This is a genomic window from Streptomyces sp. DG2A-72 (assembly GCF_030499575.1).
Classification (GTDB): Bacteria; Actinomycetota; Actinomycetes; order Streptomycetales; family Streptomycetaceae; genus Streptomyces.
The window spans coordinates 5,593,298-5,616,923 of the sequence record NZ_JASTLC010000001.1 but is presented as its reverse complement, the minus strand read 5'-3'; the positions used below and the strand labels follow the sequence as shown (position 1 = coordinate 5,616,923).

Below are 23,626 nucleotides of genomic sequence, written 5' to 3'. Positions count from 1 at the left end.
CTGGGAGGGCCGCGATGTGCCGTCGGTCGGCCGCGGCGCCGTCGTGGCTGGTCGCGCCCACGCGGCGGAGCCGCATATTGATACAGCCCCGCGCCCCTGCGGGGCGCGGCCGACTTCACCCGACCCGACCTGCTTGCCCCCCGGCGCCTCAGCCCCCCAAGTGTCGGCGGGCGAAGTCCAGTTCCAGGCGGACCTGTTTGATCCGTTCGTCGACGACCAGGGAGCCGTGGCCCGCGTCGTAGCGGTACACCTCGTGGATGGCGCCTCGGGTTTCCAGGCGTTTGACGTAGTTGTCGATCTGGCGGATCGGGCAGCGTGGGTCGTTGACGCCTGCCGAGATGTAGACGGGGGCCTTGACCTGGTCGACGTAGGTGATCGGTGAGGATGCCTCGAAGCGTTCCGGGACCTCTTCGGGGGTGCCGCCGAGGAGGGTGCGGTCCATGGCCTTCAGGGCTTCCATCTCGTCGTGGTACGCCGTGACGTAGTCGGCGACCGGGACCGCGGCGAGGCCCATCGTCCAGGCTTCGGGCTGGGTGCCGAGGCCGAGGAGGGTGAGGTAGCCGCCCCAGGAGCCGCCGGTGAGGATCAGCCGGTCGGGGTCGGCGAGCCCCGAGGCGACCGCCCATTCACGGACCGCCGCGATGTCCTCCAGCTCGATCAGACCGATCCGGTGCTTGAGGGCGTCGGTCCATGCGCGCCCGTACCCGGTGGAGCCGCGGTAGTTGACCCGCACGACCGCGTACCCGTGGTCGACCCAGGCGGCCGGGCCGGCGGCGAAGGAGTCGCTGTCGTGCCAGGTCGGGCCGCCGTGGATGTCGAAGACGGTGGGGAGGGGACCGGAGACACCCGCCGGCTTCTGGATCAGGGCATGGATACGGCCGCCCGGCCCGTCCACCCACACGTCCTTGACCGGCACCGATCCCGGGGACCGCATACCGGGCGGGTCCAGGACGACGCCGCCCGTCGTGGAGCGCACGGTGGACGGCTCGGCGGCCGACGACCACAGGAACTCCACGGTGCCGTCCGGGCGGGCGGTCGCCCCGGAGACGGAGCCCGCCGGGGTGGGGAGCTGCTCCAGCGCGCGGGAGGCGAGGTCGTAGCGGAACAGCTCGCTGCGGGCCTCGAAGCTGTGCACGATGAGCAGCGCGGAGCCGTCCGGATACCACTCGGCGCTCACGTCACCGGGCAGGTCGAGCGCCAGATCGGACTCGATGCCGCTCGCCACGTCCCACACCAGCGGTTCCCAGCGACCGCGCCGCTGATGACCGATGAGCAGCCGCGTGTCCCCCTCGACCGGCGCGAAGCCCAGCACCTCCAGGCCCAGCTCGACGGTGCCGCCCTTGGTGTCGTCGAGTTCGGCGACCGCCGTGCCTTCCGGGCGCACCACACGCAGCGCCGAGTGCATCGCGTCGCCGTGCTCGGTGTGCTCGACGGCGATCAGCGAGCCGTCGTGGGAGAGGTCGCCGACGCCCGCCGACTCGCGGTGCCGGTAGATCTCCACCGGGTCCTCGCTCGCTCGCGCGAGGTGGATCGTCGTACCGTCCTCGTCGGTGGAGCGGCCCACGACCGCCGTACGCCCGTCCCGGCCGAGGGCGAGGCCCGCCGGGTACGACGGCTCCAGGCCGGGGACGGCGGTCTCGTCCGCTCCCCCGCCGAACGGCTGGCGGCGCCAGACGCCGAACTCGTCGCCGTCCTTGTCGTCGAACCACCAGATCCACGCGCCGTCCGGGGAGAGCACACCGTCCGTCGTGCCGGTCGGCCGGTCGGTGACCTGGCGCTGCTCGTCCGTCGAACGGTCCCAGGCGTACAACTCGTACGTCCCCGTCGCGTTCGACACGAACAGGGAACGATCCGGTGCGTCCTCCGCCCAGTCGGGCAGCGACACCCGGGGCGCCCGGAAGCGCTTCTCCCAGTCCGGCATCTCTTCTTTCCGCTCCGGAGAGTCGGACCCGTTGCTCTCAGTCATGGGTCCATACTGCCCGCTTCCTGTGACAATCCGCTGGCCAGCTCCCCAGCCTGTGGACAACTCGCCCGCCGGGCGAGCGGGCCTGGGCCGATTGTCAGTGGCAGGGCGCAAACTTCCGAGACATGACCGCCATGACCGATCTGCGCAAGACAGTGGAAACGTTCTGGGCCACCGCGGAGGCCCGGGACTGGGACGCGTTCGCGGACACGCTGGCCGAGGACGTCACGTACGAGCTGCCTCAGACGAGGGAGCGCATCAGCGGCAAGGCACGATACATACAGTTCAACCGGGAATACCCCGGCGACTGGCACGCCCGCATCGAGCGGATCCTCGCCGAGCCGGACCAGGTCGTCACCTGGATCCGCTGCAGAGTCGGCGACGAGGAGGTGGACGCCATCTCCTTCTTCACCGGGGACGGCAGCGGCCGCATAGCCACCGTCACGGACTTCTGGCCCGAGCCGTACGAGCCTCCGGCGGGCCGGGAGCACCTCGCGGAAAGGTACTGACCCCGCGGCCCTGCCCCGCCAACCCGCCCCGTACCGTTGAAGGCGTGTACCGGTTCCTGCTGACCCCCCGCTGGTGGGGAATCAACGTCTTCGTGCTGCTTGCCATCCCCTTCTGCATCTACATGGGGTCCTGGCAGCTGAGCCGGTTCGAGGAGCGGGTGGACAGCCACCAGGTCGCGGAGGACAAGGCGGCCTCGGACAAGCAGCAGGCGGCCCGGCCGCTGGCCGAGTTGCTGCCCGTGGACAAGGAGACCTCCGGCGAGCAGGTCACCGCGACCGGACGGTACGGCAAGCAACTGCTGGTGCCGGACCGGGAGCTGGACGGCAAGCGTGGCTTCTATGTGCTGACGCTGCTGCGCACCGACGAGGGCAAGGCGCTGCCGGTCGTACGAGGCTGGCTGCCGGGTGACGCCGACGCCGCGAAGGCGCCCGCCGCGCCCTCCGGCGAAGTCACCGTCACCGGTGCGCTCCAAGCGTCCGAGACACCCGGGGACAACGGGGTCAGTGCGCAGGGCGGGCTGCCGGCCGGGCAGACCGCGGCGATCAGTGCGGCGTCGCTGATCAACCTCGTGTCGTACGACGTGTACGACGCCTGGGTCACCCTCAACACCGGTGACGCCGGGATGAAGACAGTGCCGGCGAGCGCCGCACAGGACACCGGGCTCGACCTGAAGGCCTTCCAGAACCTCGGCTACACCGGCGAGTGGTTCGTCTTCGCCGGGTTCGTGGTCTTCATGTGGTTCCGGCTGCTGCGCCGCGAGGTGGAGTTCGTTCGGGATGCGCAGCTGGGACTGGTGGACGAGGAAGAGCGCGATCCCGTGTCCGCCTAGCCCTGAGCCCTCTGAAGCCTGGCCCTGAAGAGTGCAGCGGCTACGACGCCGCCAGCAACCCCGTCCAGTACACCTTCCCCGCGCACGCTCCCGAAACGGTCGCCGAGGCCGTGGGTGCCGCGGGTTCCGCCGTGTAGGACACGACCACGCTGCCGTCCGCCGTGCCGTCCTCCGTCATCAGCTGGGTCGACGTGCCGGAGTCGGTGCCGGTGGTCGTTCCCGTGGTCGTACCGCTGGTGTCCGTGGAGTTCGTCGGGTCGGGCGTCGGTTCGCCCGTGCTGCCGCCGCTGCTGTCGCCGGCGGGCGGGCAGGTTTCCGAGGGCACCCAGGCGAACTTGACCTCGTACGCCGTGCCGGGCTTCAGCAGCAGCTCGGGGGCCTCCAGGGACGGGTCGGGCAGGGAGGCCGCCTCGTCTCCGGCGACGTGCCGCAGGGTGGAGATCTTGGTGGGGTCGGCGGCGCCCTGAGGGGTCGTGCCGACCGTGCCGGGGCTGGTGACCGTGCAGTCGGTGGTGGAGACGTTGGTGACGCGGAAGCTGCCGTAGACCGCGCCCACGGTGTCGGCGGCGGCGGTGGTCGGGGTGGCGGCGCCGAGCTGCGCGGCGGTGCACAGGGGCGCGCCCACCGCGGTCGTGGCCGTGGGGTCGGCGCCCGTGGTGGCGCCGGTGGAGCCGGTCCCGGTGCCGTCGCCCTTCTCGCCCTCCTTCTTGCCGCCGCCCTCGCCCTTCTCCGCGGACTGGCCGCCGGTGCCGCCGGAGGTGCCCGACCCGCCGTCCGGTCCCTTGCCCTGTCCAGCGCCGCCCTGAGCCTGGGACGCGTGGCCGGCGTTGGAGGTGTTGGTGGCGGAGCCGGTGGAGTTGGAGACGTGCAGGGCGGCGGGGACCGCGGTGCCGATGAACAGGGCCGCCGCGGCCATCCCGACGAGGGCCTGGCGCTTACGGGCCCGCCGTGCGGGCACCGCCCGCCGCAGGTGGTCCAGCGTGCCGTCGCGCGGCTCCATCTCCTGGACCGCGTCGTGCAGCATCCGGCGCAGTGCCAGCTCGTCCGAGTCGAGCCCGGGGAGGCTCTGGTCGTCGGGGCCGTGGTTCACAGTTCCGTTCCCAGCGTGCGATTGCTTCGGGTCGTGCGGGTCGGCCGGCTCTGTCGGCTCGTGCCACTCATAGGGCTCGTGCGGCTTTCCGTCCGTCATGCCGGCGCCTCCATGGCGATCCGCAGCGCCGCGATGCCGCGCGAGCCGTAGGCCTTCACGGAGCCCAGCGAGATGCCGAGCGTCTGGGCGACCTGCGCCTCGGTCATGTCGGCGAAGTAGCGCAGGACGAGGACCTCACGCTGCCGGCGCTGAAGGCCCTTCATCGCCTTGATCAGCGAGTCCCGCTCCAGCTGGTCGTACGCGCCCTCCTCGGCGCTCGCCATGTCGGGCATCGGCTTCGACAGCAGCTTCAGGCCGAGGATGCGGCGGCGCAGGGCGGAACGCGAGAGGTTGACGACCGTCTGCCGCAGATAGGCGAGGGTCTTCTCCGGGTCGCGGACGCGTTTGCGGGCCGAGTGGACGCGGATGAAGGCCTCCTGGACGACGTCCTCGCAGGAGGCGGTGTCGTCGAGGAGGAGCGCCGCGAGGCCCAGCAGTGAGCGGTAGTGGGCGCGGTAGGTCTCGGTGAGGTGGTCGACGGTGGTACCGGCGGCCACTGCGTCGACTTCGTCGCCGTCGCGCGGGCTGGGTATGCGGGCGGGCCGCGCTGCGGGCATGGGCGCGATCACCGGCATGCCACCGGGCGCGCCGGGCATGCGGGGTCGGCGGGGACGCAGGACTGTGCCGTGCGCCGCCGCGGTGAAATCGAGTACCTCTGCCACGCCAGTTGGACACGCGTCCCCCCATGAGGGTTGTACGTGCCGGGCGTCACGTTCACGCCAGGCGCCGTTCTCTCCTCAGGCAGCACAACTGAAGGTGCCTCACAAGGCCTCATGTGTCCCGCTCTTCCCTTACATCCCATATGAACCGAGCGTCCCCACGCTCGGCTCACGGCGTCCCCACGCCGACCACATCGCGTCTCCACGCCCCAGGGAGGGCGACCGCAAAGACGCTCCCCGCCCTCCGCACGGTTGCGGAGGGCGGGGAGGAAATCTTCGAACGCCGAAGAGTCCGGCACAAGTGGTCCGGACCATCATCCAGCTCACATGTCGTACATGGATTCTACAAACGCTTTCGGCCGCGCCCGGAGCATTTTCCTGTGGGCTGAAGAACTCAGCGGAACTCCGCCGCCACCAGCTCGGCGATCTGCGCGGTGTTGAGTGCGGCGCCCTTGCGCAGGTTGTCCCCGCACACGAAGAGTTCGAGCGCCGTGGGGTCGTCCAGCGCCCGGCGCACGCGCCCCACCCAGGTCGGATCGGTGCCGACCACATCGGCGGGCGTGGGGAACTCCCCCGCGGCCGGGTTGTCGAAGAGGACGACACCGGGCGCCGTGGCCAGAAGTTCGCGGACGCCCTCGACGGTGACCTCGCCCTCGAAGCGGGCGTGCACGGTCAGGGCGTGCGTGGTGACCACCGGCACCCGGACGCATGTCACGGCGACGGGCAGCCGCGGCAGTCCGAGGATCTTGCGGGACTCGTCCCGCACCTTCATCTCCTCCGACGACCAGCCGTCCTCACGCAGGGACCCGGCCCACGGTACGACGTTCAGCGCGACCGGCTCCGGGAACGGCCCGGTGTCGTCGCCGACGGCCCGCCGTACATCACCGGGGCTGGTCCCCAGCTCCGTACCGGCCACCAGGGACAACTGCCGGCGCAGCGTCTCGACGCCGGTCCGACCGGCCCCGCTGACGGCCTGGTACGACGACACCACCAGCTCGCGCAGCCCGTACTCGGCATGCAGCGCGCCCAGGGCCACGATCATCGACAGCGTCGTGCAGTTCGGGTTGGCGATGATCCCGCGAGGCCGGACCCGCGCCGCATGCGGATTGACCTCGGGCACGACGAGCGGCACATCGGGGTCCATCCGGAAGGCGCCCGAATTGTCCACCACCACGGCGCCCTTGGCGGCGGCGACGGGAGCCCACTGCGCCGCGACCTCGTCCGGTACGTCGAACATGGCGACGTCGACGCCGTCGAAGGCCTCCTCGGTGAGCGCCACCACCTCGACCTCCTCGCCGCGCACGGCCAGCTTGCGGCCGGCCGAGCGCGGCGAGGCGATCAGACGGATCTCGCCCCAGATGTCCGCGTGCTGGGACAGGATCTGGAGCATGACCGTGCCGACGGCTCCGGTCGCTCCCACGACCGCGAGCGTCGGTCGGACGGTCATCGGCCGGTGCCTCCGTAGACAACGGCCTCGTCGCTGTCGGAGTCGAGCCCGAAGGCGGTGTGCACGGCGGTCACGGCCTCCTTGACGTCGTCGGCGCGGGTGACCACGGAGATACGGATCTCGGAGGTGGAGATCAGCTCGATGTTCACGCCGGCGTCGGACAGAGCCGTGAAGAAGTCGGCCGTGACGCCCGGGTTGGTCTTCATGCCGGCGCCGACGAGCGAGATCTTGCCGATCTGGTCGTCGTAGCGCAGCGATTCGTAGCCGATGCCGTGCTTGTTCTTCTCCAGGGCGTCGATGGCCTTGCGGCCGTCGGTCTTGGGGAGCGTGAACGAGATGTCCGTCAGGCCGGTGGAGGCGGCGGACACGTTCTGCACGATCATGTCGATGTTGATCTCGGCGTCCGAGATCGTGCGGAAGATCGCGGCGGCCTCGCCCGGCTTGTCCGGCACGCCGACAACCGTGATCTTGGCCTCGGAGGTGTCGTGCGCGACACCGGAGATGATGGCCTGCTCCACCTTGTTGTCCCCTTGCTCAATCGGCTCGCTGCTGACCCATGTGCCCTGCAGTCCGCTGAAGCTGGACCGGACATGGATCGGGATGTTGTAGCGGCGGGCGTACTCCACACACCGGTGGAGCAGCACCTTCGAGCCGGACGCGGCCAGCTCCAGCATGTCCTCGAAGGAGATCCAGTCGATCTTCTTCGCCTTCTTCACCACGCGCGGGTCGGCGGTGAACACGCCGTCGACGTCGGTGTAGATCTCGCACACCTCGGCGTCGAGGGCGGCGGCGAGGGCGACGGCCGTCGTGTCGGACCCACCGCGCCCCAGCGTGGTGATGTCCTTCTTGTCCTGGGAGACACCCTGGAACCCGGCCACGATGGCGATGTTGCCCTCGTCCAGCGCGGTCCGGATACGGCCGGGCGTGACGTCGATGATCCGGGCTTTGTTGTGGACCGAGTCGGTGATGACGCCTGCCTGGCTGCCGGTGAACGACTGGGCTTCGTGCCCCAGGTTTTTGATCGCCATGGCCAGCAGTGCCATGGAGATCCGCTCTCCGGCGGTCAGCAGCATGTCGAACTCACGCCCGGCAGGCATCGGTGATACCTCTCCGGCGAGATCGATCAGCTCGTCCGTCGTGTCGCCCATCGCGGAAACGACGACGACCACCTGGTGGCCGTTCTTCTTCGCTTCCACGATCCGCTTGGCGACGCGCTTGATGCCCTCGGCATCGGCTACGGAGGAGCCTCCGTACTTCTGCACGACAAGGCCCACGTGCGCTCCTCGCTCAGTCCGTGTGTGTCGGCTCAGTTTACCGAGCGTCCGAATTTCCCCTCCGGAATACCGCATGGTGAGATCTCCGGCCGCTCGTTCTCGGACTGCACATGCCCGGCATACGGCGAAGGCACGCGAAAAAGTGCCGCGGGTCACAAGCGACCTCTGTGTATCAACTTTCAAGCACTAAGGTTCCGCTTGTGCGCGTACTTCTGGTGGAAGACGATGAGCCGGTGGCGGAGTCCCTCCGGCGCGGCCTGATCCGCTACGGCTTCGAGGTGGAGTGGGTGACCACGGGCGGCGCGGCGCTCGCGTACGAGGGGCCGTACGACGTCGTCCTCCTCGACCTCGGTCTGCCCGACACCGACGGCCTCGACGTCTGCAAGGCGCTGCGCGAGCGAGGCGACGTGCCGATCATCGTGATCAGCGCACGCAGCGACGAGACGGACCGGGTGGTGGGCCTGGAGCTGGGCGCGGACGACTATGTGTCCAAACCGTTCGGGGTGCGAGAGGTCATCGCGCGGATACGGGCGGTGATGCGGCGCTTCCAGCCCCGTACGGCCGCGGAGTCCGGCCCCGACCGCTACGGCCCGCGCCTGACGATCGACCGCAAGGCCGCTCGCGTCCGGCTGGACGGCGATGAGGTGTCCCTCGCCCCCAAGGAGTACGACCTGCTGGCCTTCCTCACCGAGGAGCCGGGCGCGCTGATGTCGCGCGAGCAGATCATGGAGGCGGTCTGGGACGCGAACTGGTTCGGCCCGACCAAGACACTCGACGTGCATGTGGCGGCGCTGCGGCGGAAATTCGCGGGCGCGATCACGATCGAGGCGGTACGGGGCGTCGGCTTCCGGCTGGAGATCGTGGACGGCGGTAAGAGCGCACCATGATCCGTCAGCTCATCCGCAGTTACGTCGGTCTCACCGCCGTCGCCATCGCCCTGTTCACCGTGCCGGTGGCCTTCACGCTCACGGACCAGCTGCGGGGCGACACCGCGGATTCCGTCCGGCGGGAGGCCGACACCATGGCCCTGCTGCTCGGCAACGGAAACGCCCCGTCGTGCGCGGCGCTGGGCGAGATGGCCGCGGCGTACGCCGGCCAGACGCCCGGCGAGGTCGAGGTGACCGGGAGCTGCGCCGAGACGGGTCTGCCGAAACCGGACCGGGACGCGGACCTGGCCAAGGTCCTCAAGACGGGCGAGCCCGCGACCGACTGGGGCTCCTCCTTCATCTGGGGACCGGAACTGACGATCACCGTTCCCGCCCGGGAGAGCGCGGTGGCCGGTGACGGCCGCAACCGGGGCGAGGTCGTCGGCGCCGTACGCATCGTGTACTCGACCGACGCCCTGACCGGCCGGCTGTGGCAGATCTGGGGCTTCCGCGCGGGCCTCGCGGTCGCCGTCCTCGTCGTGGCCGCCGTGATCGGCGCCGCGGCGGCACGGCGCATCACCCGCCCCCTGCGCCAGCTCAACGAGATGGCGAGCAAGTTCAGCGACGGCGACCTGACGGCGCGGTCGACGGTGACGGGCCCGTCGGAGACACAGACGCTGGCGCGCACCCTCAACCAGGCCGGTGAGCGCCTCGACACCCTCATCGCCTCGCAGCGCATCTTCGTCGCCGACGCCTCCCACCAACTCCGCACTCCCCTCACGGCATTGCGCCTGTCCCTGGACAACATCGCGGACGGCGTGGACGACGACTTCGTACGGGAGGACGTGGAGCAGGCGACGGCGGAGGTCGTCCGCATGAGCCGCCTGGTGAACGGCCTGCTGGTCCTCGCCCGGGCAGAGGCGAAGGTGTCGGCGGCCGAACAACTGCCCCTGTGGGACATCGTGCGGGAACGCCTCTCGGTGTGGAGGCCGGCCGCCGACGAGCGCGGAGTCACCATCGCGCTCAGGGGGAGTGCCGACGACCGGCTGCTTGTCCTGTCCAGCCCCGGCCATCTGGACCAGGTTCTGGACAACGTGCTCTCGAACGCCCTGGAGGTCTCACCGGACGGCGGAACGATCACCGTACGGGTCGACCAGGGGGGCGACGAAGTGGTGCTGTCCGTGGCGGACGAGGGCCCCGGCATGTCGGACGCGGAGAAGTCCCGCGCCTTCGACCGCTTCTGGCGGGGCCAGGGCCTCACCGGGCGCGCGGGGTCGGGCCTGGGCCTGGCGGTCGTCAAGCAACTGGTGACGGACGACGGCGGCACGGTGGCTCTGAAGGACGCTCCCCCAGTCTCGGCTTCGCTCGACCGGGGGGACCCCCATGGCGGCGGGCTGAGCGTGGAGATCAGCCTTCGGGCATCGCAGAAGAGTGGTGGTTGACGATCTTCCACACGCCGTCCCGCTTCTCGTACTCGTACGTGTAGCGAGCCTTGACGACGCGCTCCTCGCCGGTCTCGTGGTCGGTCAGCGCGAACTGGTACGCCCCGGCGTCGATGACCGAGTTGGAGTCGAGGACGTTGACCACGGTCTGGATCTTCTTCCCGACCGGCTTGTTCGCCAGGAAGTGCTCGAAGTAGTCGACGATGCCCGCCCGGTCGGTACGGATCTTGTTGGAGACGGTGGGGAGCAGGACGGCGTCCTTGGCGTACAGGTCGGCGACCTTCTCCGGGTCACCGGTCTGCAGTGCGGCGTTCCACGTGTCGAACAGCGAGGCGACCTGCGCCTTGCTGGGCTTGCCGGCCGCCGCGGGCCCGGCCGTCGCGGCGCCGGCGGCGAAGGTGCCTGCGACGACGAGGGCGGTGGCGGTGACGACGGCGGCGCGTATGCGGGTCTTACGAGTCATCGCAACTCCAGTGCGGGTCAGGGGCCTTGTGCTTCCCTCCGCGTTCGCTGCGGTGGAAGTGACTCCAGACTCGCTTTCCGCCGGTTAGCGCCCATGCAGCCGACGTACAGGGGACAGCCAAGACCCGTGCAACCTACGCAGGGTCACAGGATGATCACGCGGCCCTGGACCCCTTCGGCTCCCGCTCCCGCACCAACGATCCCGTTTCCGAGGAGCCGCTTCGAGGGAGTGCGCTCCCGAATCGGGGTGTAGCGCGCTACACCCCGATGTCACGCCCGGCCGGGACGGAACCGTCGCCGGAAGCGGTCACGGGTCCGCCCGCCGGTCTCGGTGTCGAGGCAGACGTCGTAGCGGCGGACGCCCTGTCCCTCGTCGCGACGGCACCGACGCACCGACATCCATCACCCCACCCACGACAAGCCCTGTGACCCCGCTCGGCAGAGTCCAATCCCCGTCCACACCAAGGATTTTGATGCCCTGGCCTGGGACGATCTCCCCGTCGGGGGCAGTCACCGCGCGTTCGATCAGGCCGGTCGCATCGCGGTCCGCAGCTCTCGCGCCACCCCGAACACGTCGGTTCTCCCCGCCTTGGCAGCCTCGACCAGATCGCCGAGGAGCATCGGCGAGGGCATCGATTTCGCCCCGGCCACGCGAAGGTACGACCGCGTGGCCGCAGCCGCGTAGAACTCGTTCATCGGCGACTCCAACGGCGGGCACACGGCCAGGGTGTGCAGGAACGCGGCGGCTCGCCAGGCGATGTCCGGCGCGGGCTGCTCCGCGACGAGCACCAGGTCGTTCTGGTGCCGCGCGACAGCGGCAATCAGGCCCGAGGGATCCCAGACGGCCGGGTCCGAGGGCAAATGGTGGGCCATCGCCTCCCACGCCCACTCCATGGTGATCTTCACGTGGCCGGCCCTCCGGACCGCTCCTGCTTCCCGAACCGCTCCTGGAAGTAGTCCCAGTGCTCGGCGAACTCCTCGACCCCCGCCAGGAACTGCTCACGGTCCTCGTCGAGTTCACGCCTGACGACGTCCGTGATCAGGGCCGTGACCGTCGTCCCCTCGGCAGCCGCGCGCGCCTTCAGGCGATCGTGGAACTCCTCGTCCAGGCGGATGGTGACGTGTCGCGACATGAAGCCACCGTACAGCAGGGATGCTGTACACGCCTCCGCTTCCTGGTACATCACAGCTCCTCCTGCCCGCTGACATCCGTACGCTCGCGTGCCTGAATCCGCCGTGCCGCTTCCATGACGGCTTTCCTCACCGCTTCCTCGTCGGTCTCGGCGCCCTGTGCCTGCCGCAGGTCGGCGAGGTACTGAGCTGCGACCTCGGTGGAGATACGCACGGCGCCCGCAGGTTCCTCCTCCAGCCCATCGAATACCGCGGTCCGCAGATTCACGCCCACCGGCTCCGGCAATCTCAGCATGCTGCCGAAGGCGCACATCGTCGCCGACCGGTACCGGCCGTCCATCGGTTCGAAGAACACGGCCGCCGAGCGGTCAGCCCGGTCCACCACCAGGTACACAGGGATTCTCGCGGCGGCATACGCCTCACGAAGGGCAACAGGATCCCGTCTGTCGGTGCTCATGACGACGGTGACTGCCATCAATACGCCGTCGGGGTCCGCCCATTCGGCACCATCGGCATCGTTCGCGAAGTACCTTGCCGGTGCCAGCGCACCGTCCAGCCACGCGCGTCCGGACGCGTGTTCCCCCACCTTGATCCCGCGCGACTGATGGAAGTCCAACTCAGGACGGAGATGCCGGCAGGCATCAGTGATCCTCTCAAGTGCCTTGAGATGACCCCCGTCGGGCGTCGGCCGGACTTCGAGTCGGCCGTCGATGAACTCCAGTTGCACCATCTCGGGCGCCACTCGGGCCAGTTCCTCGAATTCCGTGAGGAACATCTGCAGCCGTTTCCCTGATTCCCGCGGCGCCCTGAGCGGCGAACCATGCACGCTCACAGCAGTCCCGCCGCACGGCGAAGAGCGTCGACGCGCTCGGTGACGTCGATGACCTCGTCCGCGCCGGGCAGGGTGCTGCCATCGCGCGGGCCGGGCAGGAAGGTGTCCGGGACGTAGCCGTACACCGGCCCCTCGGCCTCGACCTCCGCCAGGCATTCGCGGCACAGGCCGCTCACGATCTCCGTCGTCCGCTCGTCCGCGTCACACAGGCCGCAGGCCATGATCACGCGGGTCACACGGGCACGGCGGACGGCCTTCTGCCGAACCTTCGCCTTCTTCGGGGGCAACTTGTTCTCCAATCGTCTGCGGGCGAATCCGCCCGGGTTGTCGACGACGGGCGGCAGCCCGTCGGTCAGGGCCCTGGTGATCTCGTGGGGCGTCGCGCCGAGAGACAGCCACTCGGCGGCCTGGGGTTCGAGGGGCGCGGCATTCCTGCTCGGAGAGCGCCATGCGACGGTCGGCGGCCCGGAGGTCGGCGAGAGTCTGATAAGCGGCGCTGGGCTGCTGGGCGGGCTGCTCGTCCGGCTCGGCCTGTTCCACCGCCGAGGCCGACTCCTCGGGCCTCTCGGGCTGCTCGGGCTCCTCGGTGTCCTTGACCCGGGCCAGTCCCGGCTGGTGATGCTCGGTGACGTCCTTGCCGTGGCGCTCCTGCGCGAAGTCCGCCCACCACTTCGCCGACCTGCGCGTACGCGACCAGTACGTCCGCGTCACCCACCGCATCGAGTTGTCCTCGACGGTGATGTGCTCCTTGATCCAGCGCAGGTGACCGGCGAGGGTGATGCGGCTCATCGAGACGCGAACAGCCTGCTGGCCGTAGCGCGGGTGCTCTGCCGCGATCGCCTTGTAGCCCATGGCGTGGCCGTCTTCGAGATGGTCGATGAAGACGGCGATCTCGCGGTCGCGGGGGCTCAGGTGTGCGAAGTCCGGGTCGGCGTGCGGGTTTTCGTCACCTGCGGAGCGTTTGCCGTAGCCCGATTTGGCCATGGGGTGCTGCGGGGACGGCAGGGCAGGGCTAGGCTGGGCGTAAGCCACGATCGAGTCCTCTTCGATCCGTAGGTCAGGCCCCGGAGCCGGTGTTGGTAGCACCGACCGGGGCCGATTTATTTGCTCGTTTGCCGCGAACCTAGAGTGGCTTTACGTTCCGACGCAAGCCGATCACGGAACGTCACCCATTCGGGTTACGGCCCCTCAACTCACGTACAGAATGGGTTGTTTGGGTTGGATTTCAACCAAACCAAAGCCCAGAAAACCCATGGGAAGAGCTCGAAGCCCGGGGCTCAAGCTCCGGGCTGAACTGCGGAAATGAAGGCCTTCCAAGCGGGGGCGGTGAGGTGGAGTTCCGGGCTCGCGGGGAGTTTGGAGTCGCGTACGTGGATGGTGACGGAGAAGGCCACTTCGACGCAGTCGCCGCCCTCGTCATCGCTGTAGCTGGACTTGAACCAGGTCAGTTGGTCACTCATGACTGCTCCACCATCCGCTCGATGAATCGGGCCGACTCAGCGGGGCTGAGGGCCTGCGCGCGGATCATGCTAAGCCGCTCGGTCACGCGGCTGACAACATCTGGATCGGCGGACAGTTCACTGGCGAACGGCCCTTCCGTGAAGGCGAAGCGCTCGTGGTCGCGGGTCTCCAGCAGCACCATGGGACCCATGAGCGCGGCAGTGACGGCTCGCTCGAAGGGGAGCACCTGCAACGAGACGTTCCGCAGCCGCGACCTGTCGATCAGGTAGTGCAGTTGATGGGCATCCGCCTGAGGGCTGCGCAGTACCGCCTCGTAGAGAACGAAACTCAAGGCCACTGGCGGCTTCCGTTCCGTGACGATGGCCTGTCGCTCCATCCGGGCCGCGATCCGCTCCTCCACTGTCTCCTCGTCCAGCGGCGGAAGGCGGTTCTCGATCAGAGTCCGGGCGTAGTCCTTCGTCTGCAACAGACCTGGAATCAGCGTGACTTCGTACGACCAGCGACTGATCGCCTCCTTCTCACGCTCCATGAAGTCCTGCGCCCGTGCCGGGAACTTCTCCCGTCGCAAGTACTCCTTGGCCGCGCTGAGCAGCCCGTCCGCCCGGCACAGCTCGTCGGCCACGTCGAGGACGCGCGGCGTCGGCATGCGTACGCCCTGCTCCATGGACTTGATGGTGTCCGGCGAGTAATTGGCGGCGGCGGCCAGTTCCTCTCGGCTGACGTTCGCCTTCGTGCGCCAGCGTTTCATCTGGTTGCCGCTGTAGCGCCAGTTGAGGGGCGACGAGTGGGAGTTGTTGTACGGGACCGACACAGCGGGCACCTCCGGCCGATACACCCCGGCGAGTATCACCTCAGTCGCTACCGAGCGTAGACCGCTGGGCGGCACGGTGTGACCATGACGAACGCAATTCACCGCCCCGACTGGATCCCGGCCTCGGGGAATCAACTCCGGGTGGCCGGCGTGCACTTCGACGTCGTACGCATCGAAGGAGGGCGTGGGGAAGTCGTCGCCACGCAGCTCATCGAGGCCACGGACGGGGACGCGGGGCCCATCGTGTGCGAGGCCATCGGCTTCCGGTGGATGTACTTCCTGCTGGCCCCCGGCGAAGTCCGCAAGCACGACTGGCCGCTCGGCGTGCAGCAGTTCGGCGGGAAGAGCACGCTCGCCATCACGTACATCGGCATCCCGGCACTGGACGGGAACACCTGGCCTCTGCGCTGGTACAGCGAGCCCACGGCCACGGCGCCGTTTGTGGCGGCGGGGCGGTTGCTGGCGGGGGTGTAGGTCAGGACGCTTGGTCACGCGCGATGGACAGGTTTTTGCGGACGAGCTTCGTCATCGGGTGGTCCTCGCCCAGTACCCGACGGAGACCGGACAGCGCCTGCTCGTACAACTGGATTGCTGCTTCCAAATCCCCCGCCTCTCCGTACGCGTAAGCCAGGTTGTTCCGCGACACCAGCGTCTCCGGATGATCCTCCCCCAGCACCCGCACACGATCCTCCAACGCCCGCTCGTACAACGGGATCGCCCGCCCCAAATCCCCCACCGAGTCATACACGGCAGCCAGGTTGTTCCGCGACACCAGCGTCTCTGGATGATCCTCCCCCAGCACCCGCACACGATCCTCCAACGCCCGCTCCTGCAATGGGATCGCCCGCCCTAAATCCCCCACCGCTCTGTACGCGTAAGCCAGGTTGTTCCGCGACCGCAGCGTCTCCGGATGATCCTCACCCGACACCCGCACACGATCCTCCAACGTCCGCTCGTACAACGGGATCGCCCGCCTCACATCCCCCGCCGCTCCGTACGCGGAAGCCAGGTTGTTCCGCAACCGCAGCGTCTCCGGATGATCCTCACCCGACACCCGCACACGGCCCTCCAACGCCCGCTCGAACAACGGGATCGCCCGCTCAAGATCTCCCGCCGACTTGTACACGTGAGCCAGGTTGTTCCGCGACGACAGCGTCTCCGGATGATCCTCGCCGAAGAGTCGGGTAACCCCTGCGAGACAGCGCTCGAAATAGCCGGTGGCTTGACTCAGTTGTCCTTGCTCTTCCAAGAACTGCCCTGCCACATTGAGGACCTGACTGATGTCAGCAGTGTGCTCCACCGGATCGCACGCCCCGAGGAGGGCTTCGACGTGTGGGATCAGGACTCTCCACGTGGGCCAGCCCGCAACGTTCTCAAAGGGGCTGGCGGGTAGTTCATCGAGCATCAGCTCCACAGCACGGTCACGCGATTCCCCGATGCGCGCCTGATCACGATGCGGGTCCTCCGCCGATGGCGTGCGTGCCACCCGCTGGACCAGACGGTGGACGCCGATGCCCGCCCGGTCGAGGGTGATCATGTTGTAGTCGGCCAGATGACCCAGGAGTTGGGCAAGGTCGACCGGATCGTCGGCCAGCGGCGCGAACAGGGAGCGTGGAATGCCCGTCGGGGCATACCAGGCGGCGATCCGCAGGAGGTCCACAGCCCTGGGATCGCGCTCCTGGAGGGCGTCCAGCGTGATGCGCCAGATCCGTGCGACCGTCCGTGTGGGGTCCGAGCCGCCCGGCGCCGCATCCGTGGCGCGCTCCGGATACTGGTGCCACAAGGCCTGGTAGTCGGCGATCGTGATCCCGGTCTGCGCGATGAAGGCGCCCGCCTGTTGCAGGGCGAGCGGCAGATGGCCTAGGTCGTCCGCCAGTGCGCGGGCCTCGTCACCGTCGCCATCCCCGACAAGACTCGACAGCAGGGCCAGCGAGGCGTCGTCGTCCAGCACGGGCAGCGCGATCGGGTCGCAGATCCAGCCACGCCTGTACCGACTGGTGATCAAGGACCGTCCGGATGAGCGCAGTTGGCCCGTCCAGGCATGCACATCCTCCGGCTTCTCCGCGTTGTCGAAAACCAGGAGCCACCCGGGGTGCGTCTGCAACCACCCCACCGCCCACTCGGCAGCCTGAGCGGTGGTGAGGCCGGATACCTCTTCGCCCCACAGGCGGACGGTGAGGGCGGCCAAGCCCGCCTCGATGAGTTCGGGGCTGTCCGAGCGGATCCACCACACCAGCCGGTACGCCCCGGCATGGTCATGCGCGTAGTGCAGGGCCAGCGTCGTCTTCCCGACACCTCCGAGCCCGTGCAGCGTCTGCGTGATCGTCTGTGACTCCGTCGAGAGGGCCCGCTCCAGCTCGGCCATCACCTCCGTCCTGCCGACGAAGATCGGCGACGGCAGCTCCGGCAAGTTGTGCACGCCCGGCGGCACTTCGACGTCGTACGCCGTACTCGGCGCCCCTCCACGATCAGCGGCCGTGACGTCCTCCGGGACCAGTTCCCCCACGGCCGACGCGAACCCGGGCCGCGCCGCCAGCGCGACCAGCGACACCGCCGTCAACTGATCCCCGCGGTAATCCCGCTGCCGGTCCGTCGTCACGACCCCGACCAGCCGCCCCCGTACGAACAACGCCGCCCCCGACGCCCCCGCCCACCGCGACTTCTCGTCCGGCTTGCTGGGAACGGCGACCTGGTCGACGTATGCCGTGATCAGTCCCCCGGACTTGAGCCCGGTCAGCGTCTCGATGTGGCCGCGGATCTCCTTGGTGTCGCGGCCCCCGTCCCGCACCTCGGACCGGGGAAATCCGACCGCCACGCACCCGAGCCGTTCCTCCCGCACCATCGGCGCGTCGATCCGGCCCCACCGGACGGGTTCAGCGCCCGCCGGCGGCACCCACCCGGGATCCGTGATCCTGACCAACGCGCCGTCCGCCTGCGGCTCCCGCTCCAGATCGGGCGGAACCCGCGGCCACAGCACCTCGGCGGAGATCCACTTCGGCTCATCCGCACCGAGCTGCCGGACTTCCAACCCGCCGCAGCCCAGCACATTGTGAAGAGCTGTCAGAACCAGCCGATCCGCGACCAAGTATCCGGTCCCGGAACACTTCCCGACCGGGTTCCACACTTCGACGACCCGCCGCACATCCACAGGCCAACACCCCCGTGCTCCCCGTTACTTGGGCCGTTCCCCCGAGTCGTCCGTGATACGCAGATCCGTGCCCTCGGCGTCGACCGGCTGGAGCGTGATCGTCACGCGGTTCGTCGTGCCCTTGGACCGGGCGGCCTTCGCTTCGGCCCCGAACGGCAGCACCAGCACTTTCGCCCGCGCCTCTCCGTCCTTCTTCACGTCCACGGAAAACTCGACCTCGACCACTCCCGTGCGGAACTGGATCTCCTGCCCCGCCCCGTCCCGCATCGCCTGCTGAAGCTCCGCCCGGATCGCTCCGATCGCCTCGGCCAGCCCCACCCATGCCTCGTCCGCCACCAGGCACCCCCTCATCCCCGTATACGCGTCGTGGCGCAGCGTACTCGCCACGCCGTCCGGCCCATGCCAGGCGTTGACCCTTCTGTTCCCGGCCGCGAGGATCCCCACCCATGACAGCCGATCTCCTGCTGGGCGCCGTCGTGTTGCTCGCCTCCTGCGTCCAGTGGCTCACCGGCATGGGGTTCGCGCTGGTCGCCGTACCCGCGCTGGTGCTGCTGCTCGGGCCGGGTGAGGGGGTCGCTCTGGTCAACTGTGCGGCCGGGGTCATCTGTGTCGTGGGGCTGGCCGTGGGGTGGCGGCGGGTGCGGCTGAGGGCGATGGTGCCGTTGTGTGTCGCAGCGGTGTGCACCGTGCCCGCGGGGACGTGGGTCACCCGCCAACTGCCGGAAGCCGGGCTGATGTTGGTCATGGGCGGGCTGGTGACTGTCGCCGTTCTACTGGTCATGCGGGGCGCCCGGGTGCACGCGCTGCGCGGCACGGGAGGCGCGGTCGCGGCCGGTGCGGTGGGCGGGTTCATGAACTCGGCGGCGGGAGTGGGGGGACCGCCGATGTCCCTGTACGCGGTCAACGCGGGGTGGGCCGTATCGGACTTCGTGCCGAACGCGCTGTTCTATGGCGTGGTCGTCAACGCGTTCTCCGTGGCGGCGAACGGGGTGCCGCGGATGGAGCGGGCGCAGTGGGCCGTCCTGGCTGTCGCGATGGCCGTCGGTGCGCTCGCGGGGCGAGGGCTCGCCGGGCGGGTGCCGGAGCGGCGGGTCCGGGCGCTCGTACTGGCGCTGGCCCTCGCGGGTGGGCTCGGGGCGGTGGGGAAAGGGATGTGGACTTATTGGGGTGGCCTTCGGTAGCTGATCTCGTTACGGTCGGCCGAATGAAGATCTTGCGCTATACGGCATTCACCACCGACCCGGCCGGAGGCAACCCCGCGGGTGTCGTCCTCGACGCCACAGGGCTCGACGACGCGACGATGCTGGCGGTCGCGGCTGAAGTGGGGTATTCGGAGACGGCGTTCGTGCTGCCGACCGACGATGGTGGGCTGGATGTCCGGTACTTCAGCCCGCTCGCCGAGGTGCCGTTCTGCGGTCATGCGACGATCGCGACGGCGGTCGCGTATGCGGAGCGGCACGGGCCGGGGTCCCTGGTGCTGCGCACCAGGGCGGGGGCTGTGCCTGTCACGGCGGAACGGGCGGAGGACGGTTCCGTCGTGGCCTCGCTGACCAGCGTCGAGCCGCGTACGGCGGCCTTGTCGGACGCCGATCTGGCCGAACTGCTCGACGCCCTGCGCTGGTCGGCCGAGGATCTCGATCCGGCGCTGCCGCCGCGGGTGGCCTATGCCGGGGCCTGGCATCCGGTCATCGCGGCCGGCACCCGAAGCCGCCTGGCCGACCTGGAGTACGACATGTCCGCGCTCAGCGTGCTCATGCGCCGCAAGGAGTGGACGACCGTCGATCTGGTCTGGCGGGAGTCGCCCACGGTGTTCCACGCCCGCAATCCCTTCCCGCCCGGCGGTGTCGTCGAGGACCCCGCCACCGGCGCGGCGGCTGCCGCGTTCGGCGGCTATCTGAGGGAGCTGCAACTCATCGCCGTACCGGCTGCCTTGACGATTCACCAGGGTGTGGACATGGGGCGGCCGAGCACCATCTGGGTGTCGGTGCCGGAAGCGCCCGGCAGCGGCATCGGCGTCACCGGCGCCGCCGTAGGCATCGGAGCGGACCTCACGTCAGACCCCGCCCAGCAGTGAGGTGAGGCCTTCGTCCAGGGCCGTTCCCAGGTTCTCGTCGGTCGGCTCGACCACGGCGTACGAGCGGAGCAGGAAGCGGCGCAGGACGGCTGGGTCGAACCAGACCATCGCCACGCCCTCCAGCGCGTGCAACTCGACGACCGTGCGCAACGGTCCGCAGGGCCATATGTGCACGCTGCCGATCCCGGCGGCCGTGCCCAGGCCCTCCTCCAGGAGGGAGCGGGCGAAGGTCCAGGTCGAGGCTTCCCCGCTGAGCGAGACATGGCCCGGGAAGTCGAGGTGCACGGCGAGGGGGTCGGCCGAGGTGTAGCGGAGGGTCACGGGGACCGGGAGCTCCCGGCCGGTGGTGATCAGGTGGGCGTGGACGGGGTGTTCCAGGGTGATGTCCATGGTTGGACTCCGATTCGGGTGAGGCGGGGGCCCATGGGGCCGATGCCTTTCTTGAGTGCGCTGAGTGCCCGCTGATTACGCGGGAATCCAAGGCAGTTGATGTGATGCACATCACGCCCGCTGGAGCCGGGAACTTTTGTTGAATGTTCTGGCATCTAGGCTTACACCCTTGTCCCTGCCACACCCGCAGGCAACTGGAGCACCCCGCCATGAACGACGGCCTCGCCGCCGCGCACGCCCCGGAGTTCGCGTCCGCCACGGCCACGTACGCGCGCATCTATGAGGAGCTCCAGCCCCGCCTCGTCGCCTACGCGCGGACGCTCACCCGGAACGCCTGGGTCGCCGAAGACCTCGTCGCCGAGGCCCACTTCCGCGTGTGGCGGCGGCTGGCGGAAGGGCACGAGATCGACAACGTGCCCGCGTATCTCATGACGACGGTGCGTCATCTCGCCGCCGCTGCCGGAAGCGCCGTACGCGAGACCCCTCGGGATCCGCAGACCGACGAGCAGGCGGGGAACGGCCCACACGTCGACGATCCGGCCGAACAGGTCTCTTCCGTCGACCTGTTGGTGCGCGTACTGGGGCAACTGCCCGAGCGCTGGGTGAAGGCGCTGTGGCTGGCGGAGGCGGAGGGACAGCCGCTGAACGCGGTCGGCACGCAGATCGGCATCCGGCAGGGCGCGACCGCGGTACTGCTGCACCGGGCCCGCGAAGGCATGCGCCAGGCGTTTCTGCGGACCCAGGACGGTGCCCCCGACGACCCCGCGTGCGAGGTCCACTGGGCGCGCATGCCCGCGTATGTGCGCGGCAGCGCGACGTCCCGCCAGTCCGAGCGGCTGCTCGGTCACGTGGACGCCTGCGAGGACTGCCGCCACCGGCTCGCGGTCCTGATGCGCGCGAACGACCGGCTGCCCGCGCTCGTCGGTCCCGCTCTGCTGGTCTTCGTGGTGGGCGGCGCGGGCAAGTTCCTGCTGCCGTTCGCCGCGGGATCCGCGGGTGCGGCGACCGTGGCGGGAGGACATGCCGGCGGGCTGTTGCACGGGATACGCCATGCCGCCACCGGTGGCTCGAAGGTGTCGGCATCGGTCGCGGTCGGTACGACGGTGGCGGGCGCCGCCGCCGCGCTCGTCCTGGCGCTGGGCGTGATCGACTCCCCTTCGGTTCCGCCGGGAGGCGTGCCGGTGGCGAAGGGGCCGGTGGCCGAGATACCGGTGGAGCAGCCGCCGAAGGACGTGGCCGCGGAGGCGCCGGTGGCGGCGGCCGACGAGTCGACACCGGGCGACACCGAGCGGGTTTCTGTCGCCCGGGAAGAACCGGAAGAAGCGGGGCAAGGGGCGGAAGGGCCGGGCACGCCCGCGGACGAGGGAGCGGAAGAGTCGGGAACGCCCGCGAACGAGACCCCGGAAACGGAGGCTCCCGAAGCAGGGACTCCGGACGCGGACACTCCGGCTGGATCGGGTCCCTCGGAAGCCGAACCCCCCGCTCCGGCTGCTCCCGCGCCCCCGCCCGCGCCGGAGCAGGAGCCTCCGGCCCCTTCGGAACCCGCTCCTGTTGAGGAGGCCCCGATTCCTCCGGCGCCGGCTGAACCGGCTTACCCGGCCGAGCCATCCGAACCGGCCCAACCCGCCACACCCGCAGAACCAGCCGAACCTGCGGCGCCGGGGGAACCGGCTGAACCAGCCGAACCTGCAGAACCCGCCACGCCCGCCGACCCGGCCGACCCCTCCGGGCCGACCGAACCCGCCCCGCAGCCGACACCCCCCGGGCCCTCCGTACCCTCGGACCCCGGCGGAGACTGCGGGGACTGACGCCGACGGTGCCCCTGGCTACTTGGCCTTGGACTTGGCCTTGGCTTTGGACTTGGCCGAATTCAGACCCAGCGGACCCGCGATCTCCTCCGCCATGACCTTCCCGGCCTCGAACTCGAGCGTGTCGTCGCCCATGGCCTGGTCCGTGTCGAGGCCGTCGAGCTCCTCGAGGGGCTGGTTCAACCGCACGTGCGCCAGGACGGACTGCAACGCCCGCAGCGTCGCCGAAGCCGTGGCGCCCCAGTTGGAGAAGTAGGAGAACTGCCACCACCACATGGCCTCGGTGGTGCGGCCCGCGCGGTAGTGGACCATTCCGTGGCGGAGGTCGGTGATGACGTCGGTGAGGTCGTCGGAGATACGGGCGGGGACCGGCGCCTTGCGGGGCTCGTAGGGGTCGAAGACCTCCGAGTAGACGTCGACCGGTTCGAGGAGCCGGGCGAGGTTCTCGCGGAGGTCGTCCACGTCCGGCTCGGGGCCGGGGTCGGGCTCGTAGCGCTCCTCGGGCACCAGGTCCTCGTGCGCACCGAGGCGGCCCCCGGCGAGCAGCAGCTGGGAGACCTCCAGCAGGAGGAAGGGGATCGCCGATTCCGGCTCGTCGCCCTTCGCCACCTCGGTGACCGCAACGAGGAAGCTCTCTACCTGGTCCGCGATCTGGACCGCGAAGTCGTCCGGGTCCTGCGTGGTCGCGTGCAGTGTGGCGTCAGACATCTAGGAGTCGTCTCCCCTCGAAGGCGCGGCCGAGGGTCACCTCGTCCGCGTATTCCAGGTCGCCACCCACCGGGAGGCCGCTGGCCAGGCGGGTGACCTTGAGGCCCATGGGCTTGATCATGCGGGCGAGGTACGTGGCCGTGGCCTCGCCTTCCAGATTCGGGTCCGTGGCCAGGATCAGTTCCGTTACCGTCCCGTCGGCCAACCGCGCGAGAAGTTCTCGTATACGCAGGTCGTCCGGACCGACACCCTCGATCGGGCTGATCGCGCCGCCGAGGACGTGGTAGCGGCCGCGGAACTCGCGGGTGCGCTCGATCGCGACGACGTCCTTCGGCTCCTCCACCACGCAGATGACGGCGGGGTCGCGGCGGGTGTCGCGGCAGATGTTGCAGTTCTCCTCCTGCGCGACGTTCCCGCAGATCGCACAGAAGCGGACCTTGGCCTTGACCTCCATGAGGGCCTGCGCAAGGCGCCGTACATCTGTCGGTTCGGCCTGGAGGATGTGGAAGGCGATCCGCTGCGCGCTCTTGGGACCGACGCCGGGCAGCCGCCCCAGTTCGTCGATGAGGTCCTGGACCACGCCTTCGTACACGGACTGCCCGCCCTTCCTGGTGTTCGCTCA

The 23,626-nt window shown here is 69.5% G+C and carries 27 protein-coding genes; 8 read left to right on the top strand and 19 right to left on the bottom strand.

What is annotated here, in order from left to right:
- Positions 1–148 precede the first annotated feature (148 nt).
- Positions 149–1,966 carry a prolyl oligopeptidase family serine peptidase gene (locus tag QQY66_RS26900; protein WP_301982863.1) on the bottom strand — a complete coding sequence of 606 codons (1,818 nt, stop codon included), beginning with the start codon at positions 1,964–1,966 and terminating at the stop codon, positions 149–151.
- A 131-nt stretch (positions 1,967–2,097) separates the two neighbouring features.
- Here QQY66_RS26900 and QQY66_RS26895 point away from each other — a divergent pair, with 131 nt between their 5' ends.
- Positions 2,098–2,472 carry a nuclear transport factor 2 family protein gene (locus QQY66_RS26895; RefSeq protein WP_301987503.1) on the top strand — a complete coding sequence of 125 codons (375 nt, stop codon included), beginning with the start codon at positions 2,098–2,100 and terminating at the stop codon, positions 2,470–2,472.
- Between the two features lie 44 nt (positions 2,473–2,516).
- Positions 2,517–3,302, top strand: coding sequence for an SURF1 family protein (locus tag QQY66_RS26890; RefSeq protein ID WP_301982862.1), 786 nt, complete (start codon positions 2,517–2,519; stop codon positions 3,300–3,302).
- Between the two features lie 40 nt (positions 3,303–3,342).
- Here QQY66_RS26890 and QQY66_RS26885 read toward each other — a convergent pair whose 3' ends face one another.
- The 4 genes from QQY66_RS26885 to QQY66_RS26870 all read right to left on the bottom strand — a co-directional run bounded on the left by QQY66_RS26885 (position 3,343) and on the right by QQY66_RS26870 (position 7,871).
- Entirely contained in the window at positions 3,343–4,491 is a 1,149-nt protein-coding gene (locus tag QQY66_RS26885; protein ID WP_301982861.1) for a hypothetical protein, read from the bottom strand.
- Complete coding sequence (locus tag QQY66_RS26880) at positions 4,488–5,153, bottom strand: SigE family RNA polymerase sigma factor (protein ID WP_301982860.1); 666 nt, start codon at positions 5,151–5,153, stop codon at positions 4,488–4,490. Before QQY66_RS26880 ends, QQY66_RS26885 begins: the two co-directional genes overlap by 4 nt.
- Before the next feature lie 391 nt (positions 5,154–5,544).
- A complete protein-coding gene (locus tag QQY66_RS26875; RefSeq protein WP_301982859.1) occupies positions 5,545–6,597 on the bottom strand; it encodes an aspartate-semialdehyde dehydrogenase in 1,053 nt (350 codons plus the stop codon).
- Positions 6,594–7,871 (bottom strand): aspartate kinase, encoded by a 1,278-nt coding sequence (locus QQY66_RS26870; RefSeq protein WP_301982858.1) that lies wholly within the window; start codon positions 7,869–7,871, stop codon positions 6,594–6,596. Before QQY66_RS26870 ends, QQY66_RS26875 begins: the two co-directional genes overlap by 4 nt.
- 200 nt (positions 7,872–8,071) lie before the next feature.
- Here QQY66_RS26870 and QQY66_RS26865 point away from each other — a divergent pair, with 200 nt between their 5' ends.
- Together QQY66_RS26865 and QQY66_RS26860 are read left to right on the top strand one after the other, a co-directional pair.
- Positions 8,072–8,758: a response regulator transcription factor gene (locus tag QQY66_RS26865; RefSeq protein WP_301982857.1), complete on the top strand. Its 687-nt coding sequence runs from the start codon at positions 8,072–8,074 to the stop codon at positions 8,756–8,758.
- The gene (locus QQY66_RS26860) at positions 8,755–10,179 is read left to right on the top strand and encodes a HAMP domain-containing sensor histidine kinase (RefSeq protein WP_301982856.1); all 1,425 of its coding nucleotides are present in this window, start codon (positions 8,755–8,757) and stop codon (positions 10,177–10,179) included. Before QQY66_RS26865 ends, QQY66_RS26860 begins: the two co-directional genes overlap by 4 nt.
- Here the strand turns inward: QQY66_RS26860 and QQY66_RS26855 are convergent.
- The 9 genes from QQY66_RS26855 to QQY66_RS26815 all read right to left on the bottom strand — a co-directional run bounded on the left by QQY66_RS26855 (position 10,145) and on the right by QQY66_RS26815 (position 14,813).
- Positions 10,145–10,642, bottom strand: a complete 498-nt coding sequence (locus QQY66_RS26855; RefSeq protein WP_301982855.1) for an SgcJ/EcaC family oxidoreductase — start codon at positions 10,640–10,642, stop codon at positions 10,145–10,147. The genes QQY66_RS26860 and QQY66_RS26855 overlap by 35 nt on opposite strands.
- A gap of 269 nt (positions 10,643–10,911) precedes the next feature.
- The gene (locus QQY66_RS26850; RefSeq protein WP_301982854.1) at positions 10,912–11,040 is read right to left on the bottom strand and encodes a hypothetical protein; all 129 of its coding nucleotides are present in this window, start codon (positions 11,038–11,040) and stop codon (positions 10,912–10,914) included.
- Positions 11,041–11,166: 126 nt separating this feature from the next.
- A complete protein-coding gene (locus tag QQY66_RS26845; RefSeq protein WP_301982853.1) occupies positions 11,167–11,547 on the bottom strand; it encodes a hypothetical protein in 381 nt (126 codons plus the stop codon).
- Positions 11,544–11,774, bottom strand: a complete 231-nt coding sequence (locus QQY66_RS26840; protein WP_301982852.1) for a plasmid partition protein ParG — start codon at positions 11,772–11,774, stop codon at positions 11,544–11,546. Before QQY66_RS26840 ends, QQY66_RS26845 begins: the two co-directional genes overlap by 4 nt.
- 50 nt (positions 11,775–11,824) lie before the next feature.
- Positions 11,825–12,547 carry a Uma2 family endonuclease gene (locus QQY66_RS26835; RefSeq protein ID WP_301982851.1) on the bottom strand — a complete coding sequence of 241 codons (723 nt, stop codon included), beginning with the start codon at positions 12,545–12,547 and terminating at the stop codon, positions 11,825–11,827.
- Positions 12,548–12,600: 53 nt separating this feature from the next.
- Positions 12,601–12,840, bottom strand: coding sequence for a hypothetical protein (locus QQY66_RS26830; RefSeq protein ID WP_301982850.1), 240 nt, complete (start codon positions 12,838–12,840; stop codon positions 12,601–12,603).
- Positions 12,806–13,636, bottom strand: a complete 831-nt coding sequence (locus QQY66_RS26825) for a hypothetical protein (protein ID WP_301982849.1) — start codon at positions 13,634–13,636, stop codon at positions 12,806–12,808. Before QQY66_RS26825 ends, QQY66_RS26830 begins: the two co-directional genes overlap by 35 nt.
- A 245-nt stretch (positions 13,637–13,881) precedes the next feature.
- Entirely contained in the window at positions 13,882–14,064 is a 183-nt protein-coding gene (locus tag QQY66_RS26820; RefSeq protein WP_301982848.1) for a DUF397 domain-containing protein, read from the bottom strand.
- Entirely contained in the window at positions 14,061–14,813 is a 753-nt protein-coding gene (locus tag QQY66_RS26815; RefSeq protein WP_301987502.1) for a helix-turn-helix transcriptional regulator, read from the bottom strand. The genes QQY66_RS26820 and QQY66_RS26815 overlap by 4 nt, the downstream gene beginning before the upstream one ends.
- A gap of 141 nt (positions 14,814–14,954) precedes the next feature.
- Here QQY66_RS26815 and QQY66_RS26810 point away from each other — a divergent pair, with 141 nt between their 5' ends.
- Positions 14,955–15,350: a hypothetical protein gene (locus QQY66_RS26810; RefSeq protein ID WP_301982847.1), complete on the top strand. Its 396-nt coding sequence runs from the start codon at positions 14,955–14,957 to the stop codon at positions 15,348–15,350.
- 1 nt (position 15,351) lies between these two features.
- Here QQY66_RS26810 and QQY66_RS26805 read toward each other — a convergent pair whose 3' ends face one another.
- Both QQY66_RS26805 and QQY66_RS26800 read right to left on the bottom strand, forming a co-directional pair.
- Positions 15,352–17,904, bottom strand: coding sequence for a tetratricopeptide repeat protein (locus tag QQY66_RS26805; protein WP_301982846.1), 2,553 nt, complete (start codon positions 17,902–17,904; stop codon positions 15,352–15,354).
- Between the two features lie 144 nt (positions 17,905–18,048).
- The gene (locus tag QQY66_RS26800) at positions 18,049–18,360 is read right to left on the bottom strand and encodes a trypco2 family protein (protein WP_301982845.1); all 312 of its coding nucleotides are present in this window, start codon (positions 18,358–18,360) and stop codon (positions 18,049–18,051) included.
- A gap of 110 nt (positions 18,361–18,470) precedes the next feature.
- On the opposite strand from QQY66_RS26800, the gene QQY66_RS26795 reads away from it, so the two are divergent.
- Together QQY66_RS26795 and QQY66_RS26790 are read left to right on the top strand one after the other, a co-directional pair.
- Positions 18,471–19,205 carry a sulfite exporter TauE/SafE family protein gene (locus QQY66_RS26795; protein ID WP_301982844.1) on the top strand — a complete coding sequence of 245 codons (735 nt, stop codon included), beginning with the start codon at positions 18,471–18,473 and terminating at the stop codon, positions 19,203–19,205.
- Between the two features lie 23 nt (positions 19,206–19,228).
- Complete coding sequence (locus tag QQY66_RS26790) at positions 19,229–20,098, top strand: PhzF family phenazine biosynthesis protein (protein WP_301982843.1); 870 nt, start codon at positions 19,229–19,231, stop codon at positions 20,096–20,098.
- Here the strand turns inward: QQY66_RS26790 and QQY66_RS26785 are convergent.
- Positions 20,078–20,488: an SsgA family sporulation/cell division regulator gene (locus QQY66_RS26785; RefSeq protein WP_301982842.1), complete on the bottom strand. Its 411-nt coding sequence runs from the start codon at positions 20,486–20,488 to the stop codon at positions 20,078–20,080. The two genes, QQY66_RS26790 and QQY66_RS26785, sit on opposite strands and share 21 nt — an antisense overlap.
- 209 nt (positions 20,489–20,697) lie before the next feature.
- On the opposite strand from QQY66_RS26785, the gene QQY66_RS26780 reads away from it, so the two are divergent.
- Positions 20,698–22,296, top strand: coding sequence for a sigma-70 family RNA polymerase sigma factor (locus tag QQY66_RS26780; protein ID WP_301982841.1), 1,599 nt, complete (start codon positions 20,698–20,700; stop codon positions 22,294–22,296).
- 18 nt (positions 22,297–22,314) lie between these two features.
- On the opposite strand, the gene QQY66_RS26775 is transcribed toward QQY66_RS26780, so the two are convergent.
- Both QQY66_RS26775 and recR read right to left on the bottom strand, forming a co-directional pair.
- Positions 22,315–23,004 (bottom strand): DUF5063 domain-containing protein, encoded by a 690-nt coding sequence (locus QQY66_RS26775; protein ID WP_301982840.1) that lies wholly within the window; start codon positions 23,002–23,004, stop codon positions 22,315–22,317.
- Positions 22,997–23,596 carry a recombination mediator RecR gene (gene recR, locus QQY66_RS26770; RefSeq protein ID WP_155055651.1) on the bottom strand — a complete coding sequence of 200 codons (600 nt, stop codon included), beginning with the start codon at positions 23,594–23,596 and terminating at the stop codon, positions 22,997–22,999. Before recR ends, QQY66_RS26775 begins: the two co-directional genes overlap by 8 nt.
- Positions 23,597–23,626 lie beyond the last annotated feature (30 nt).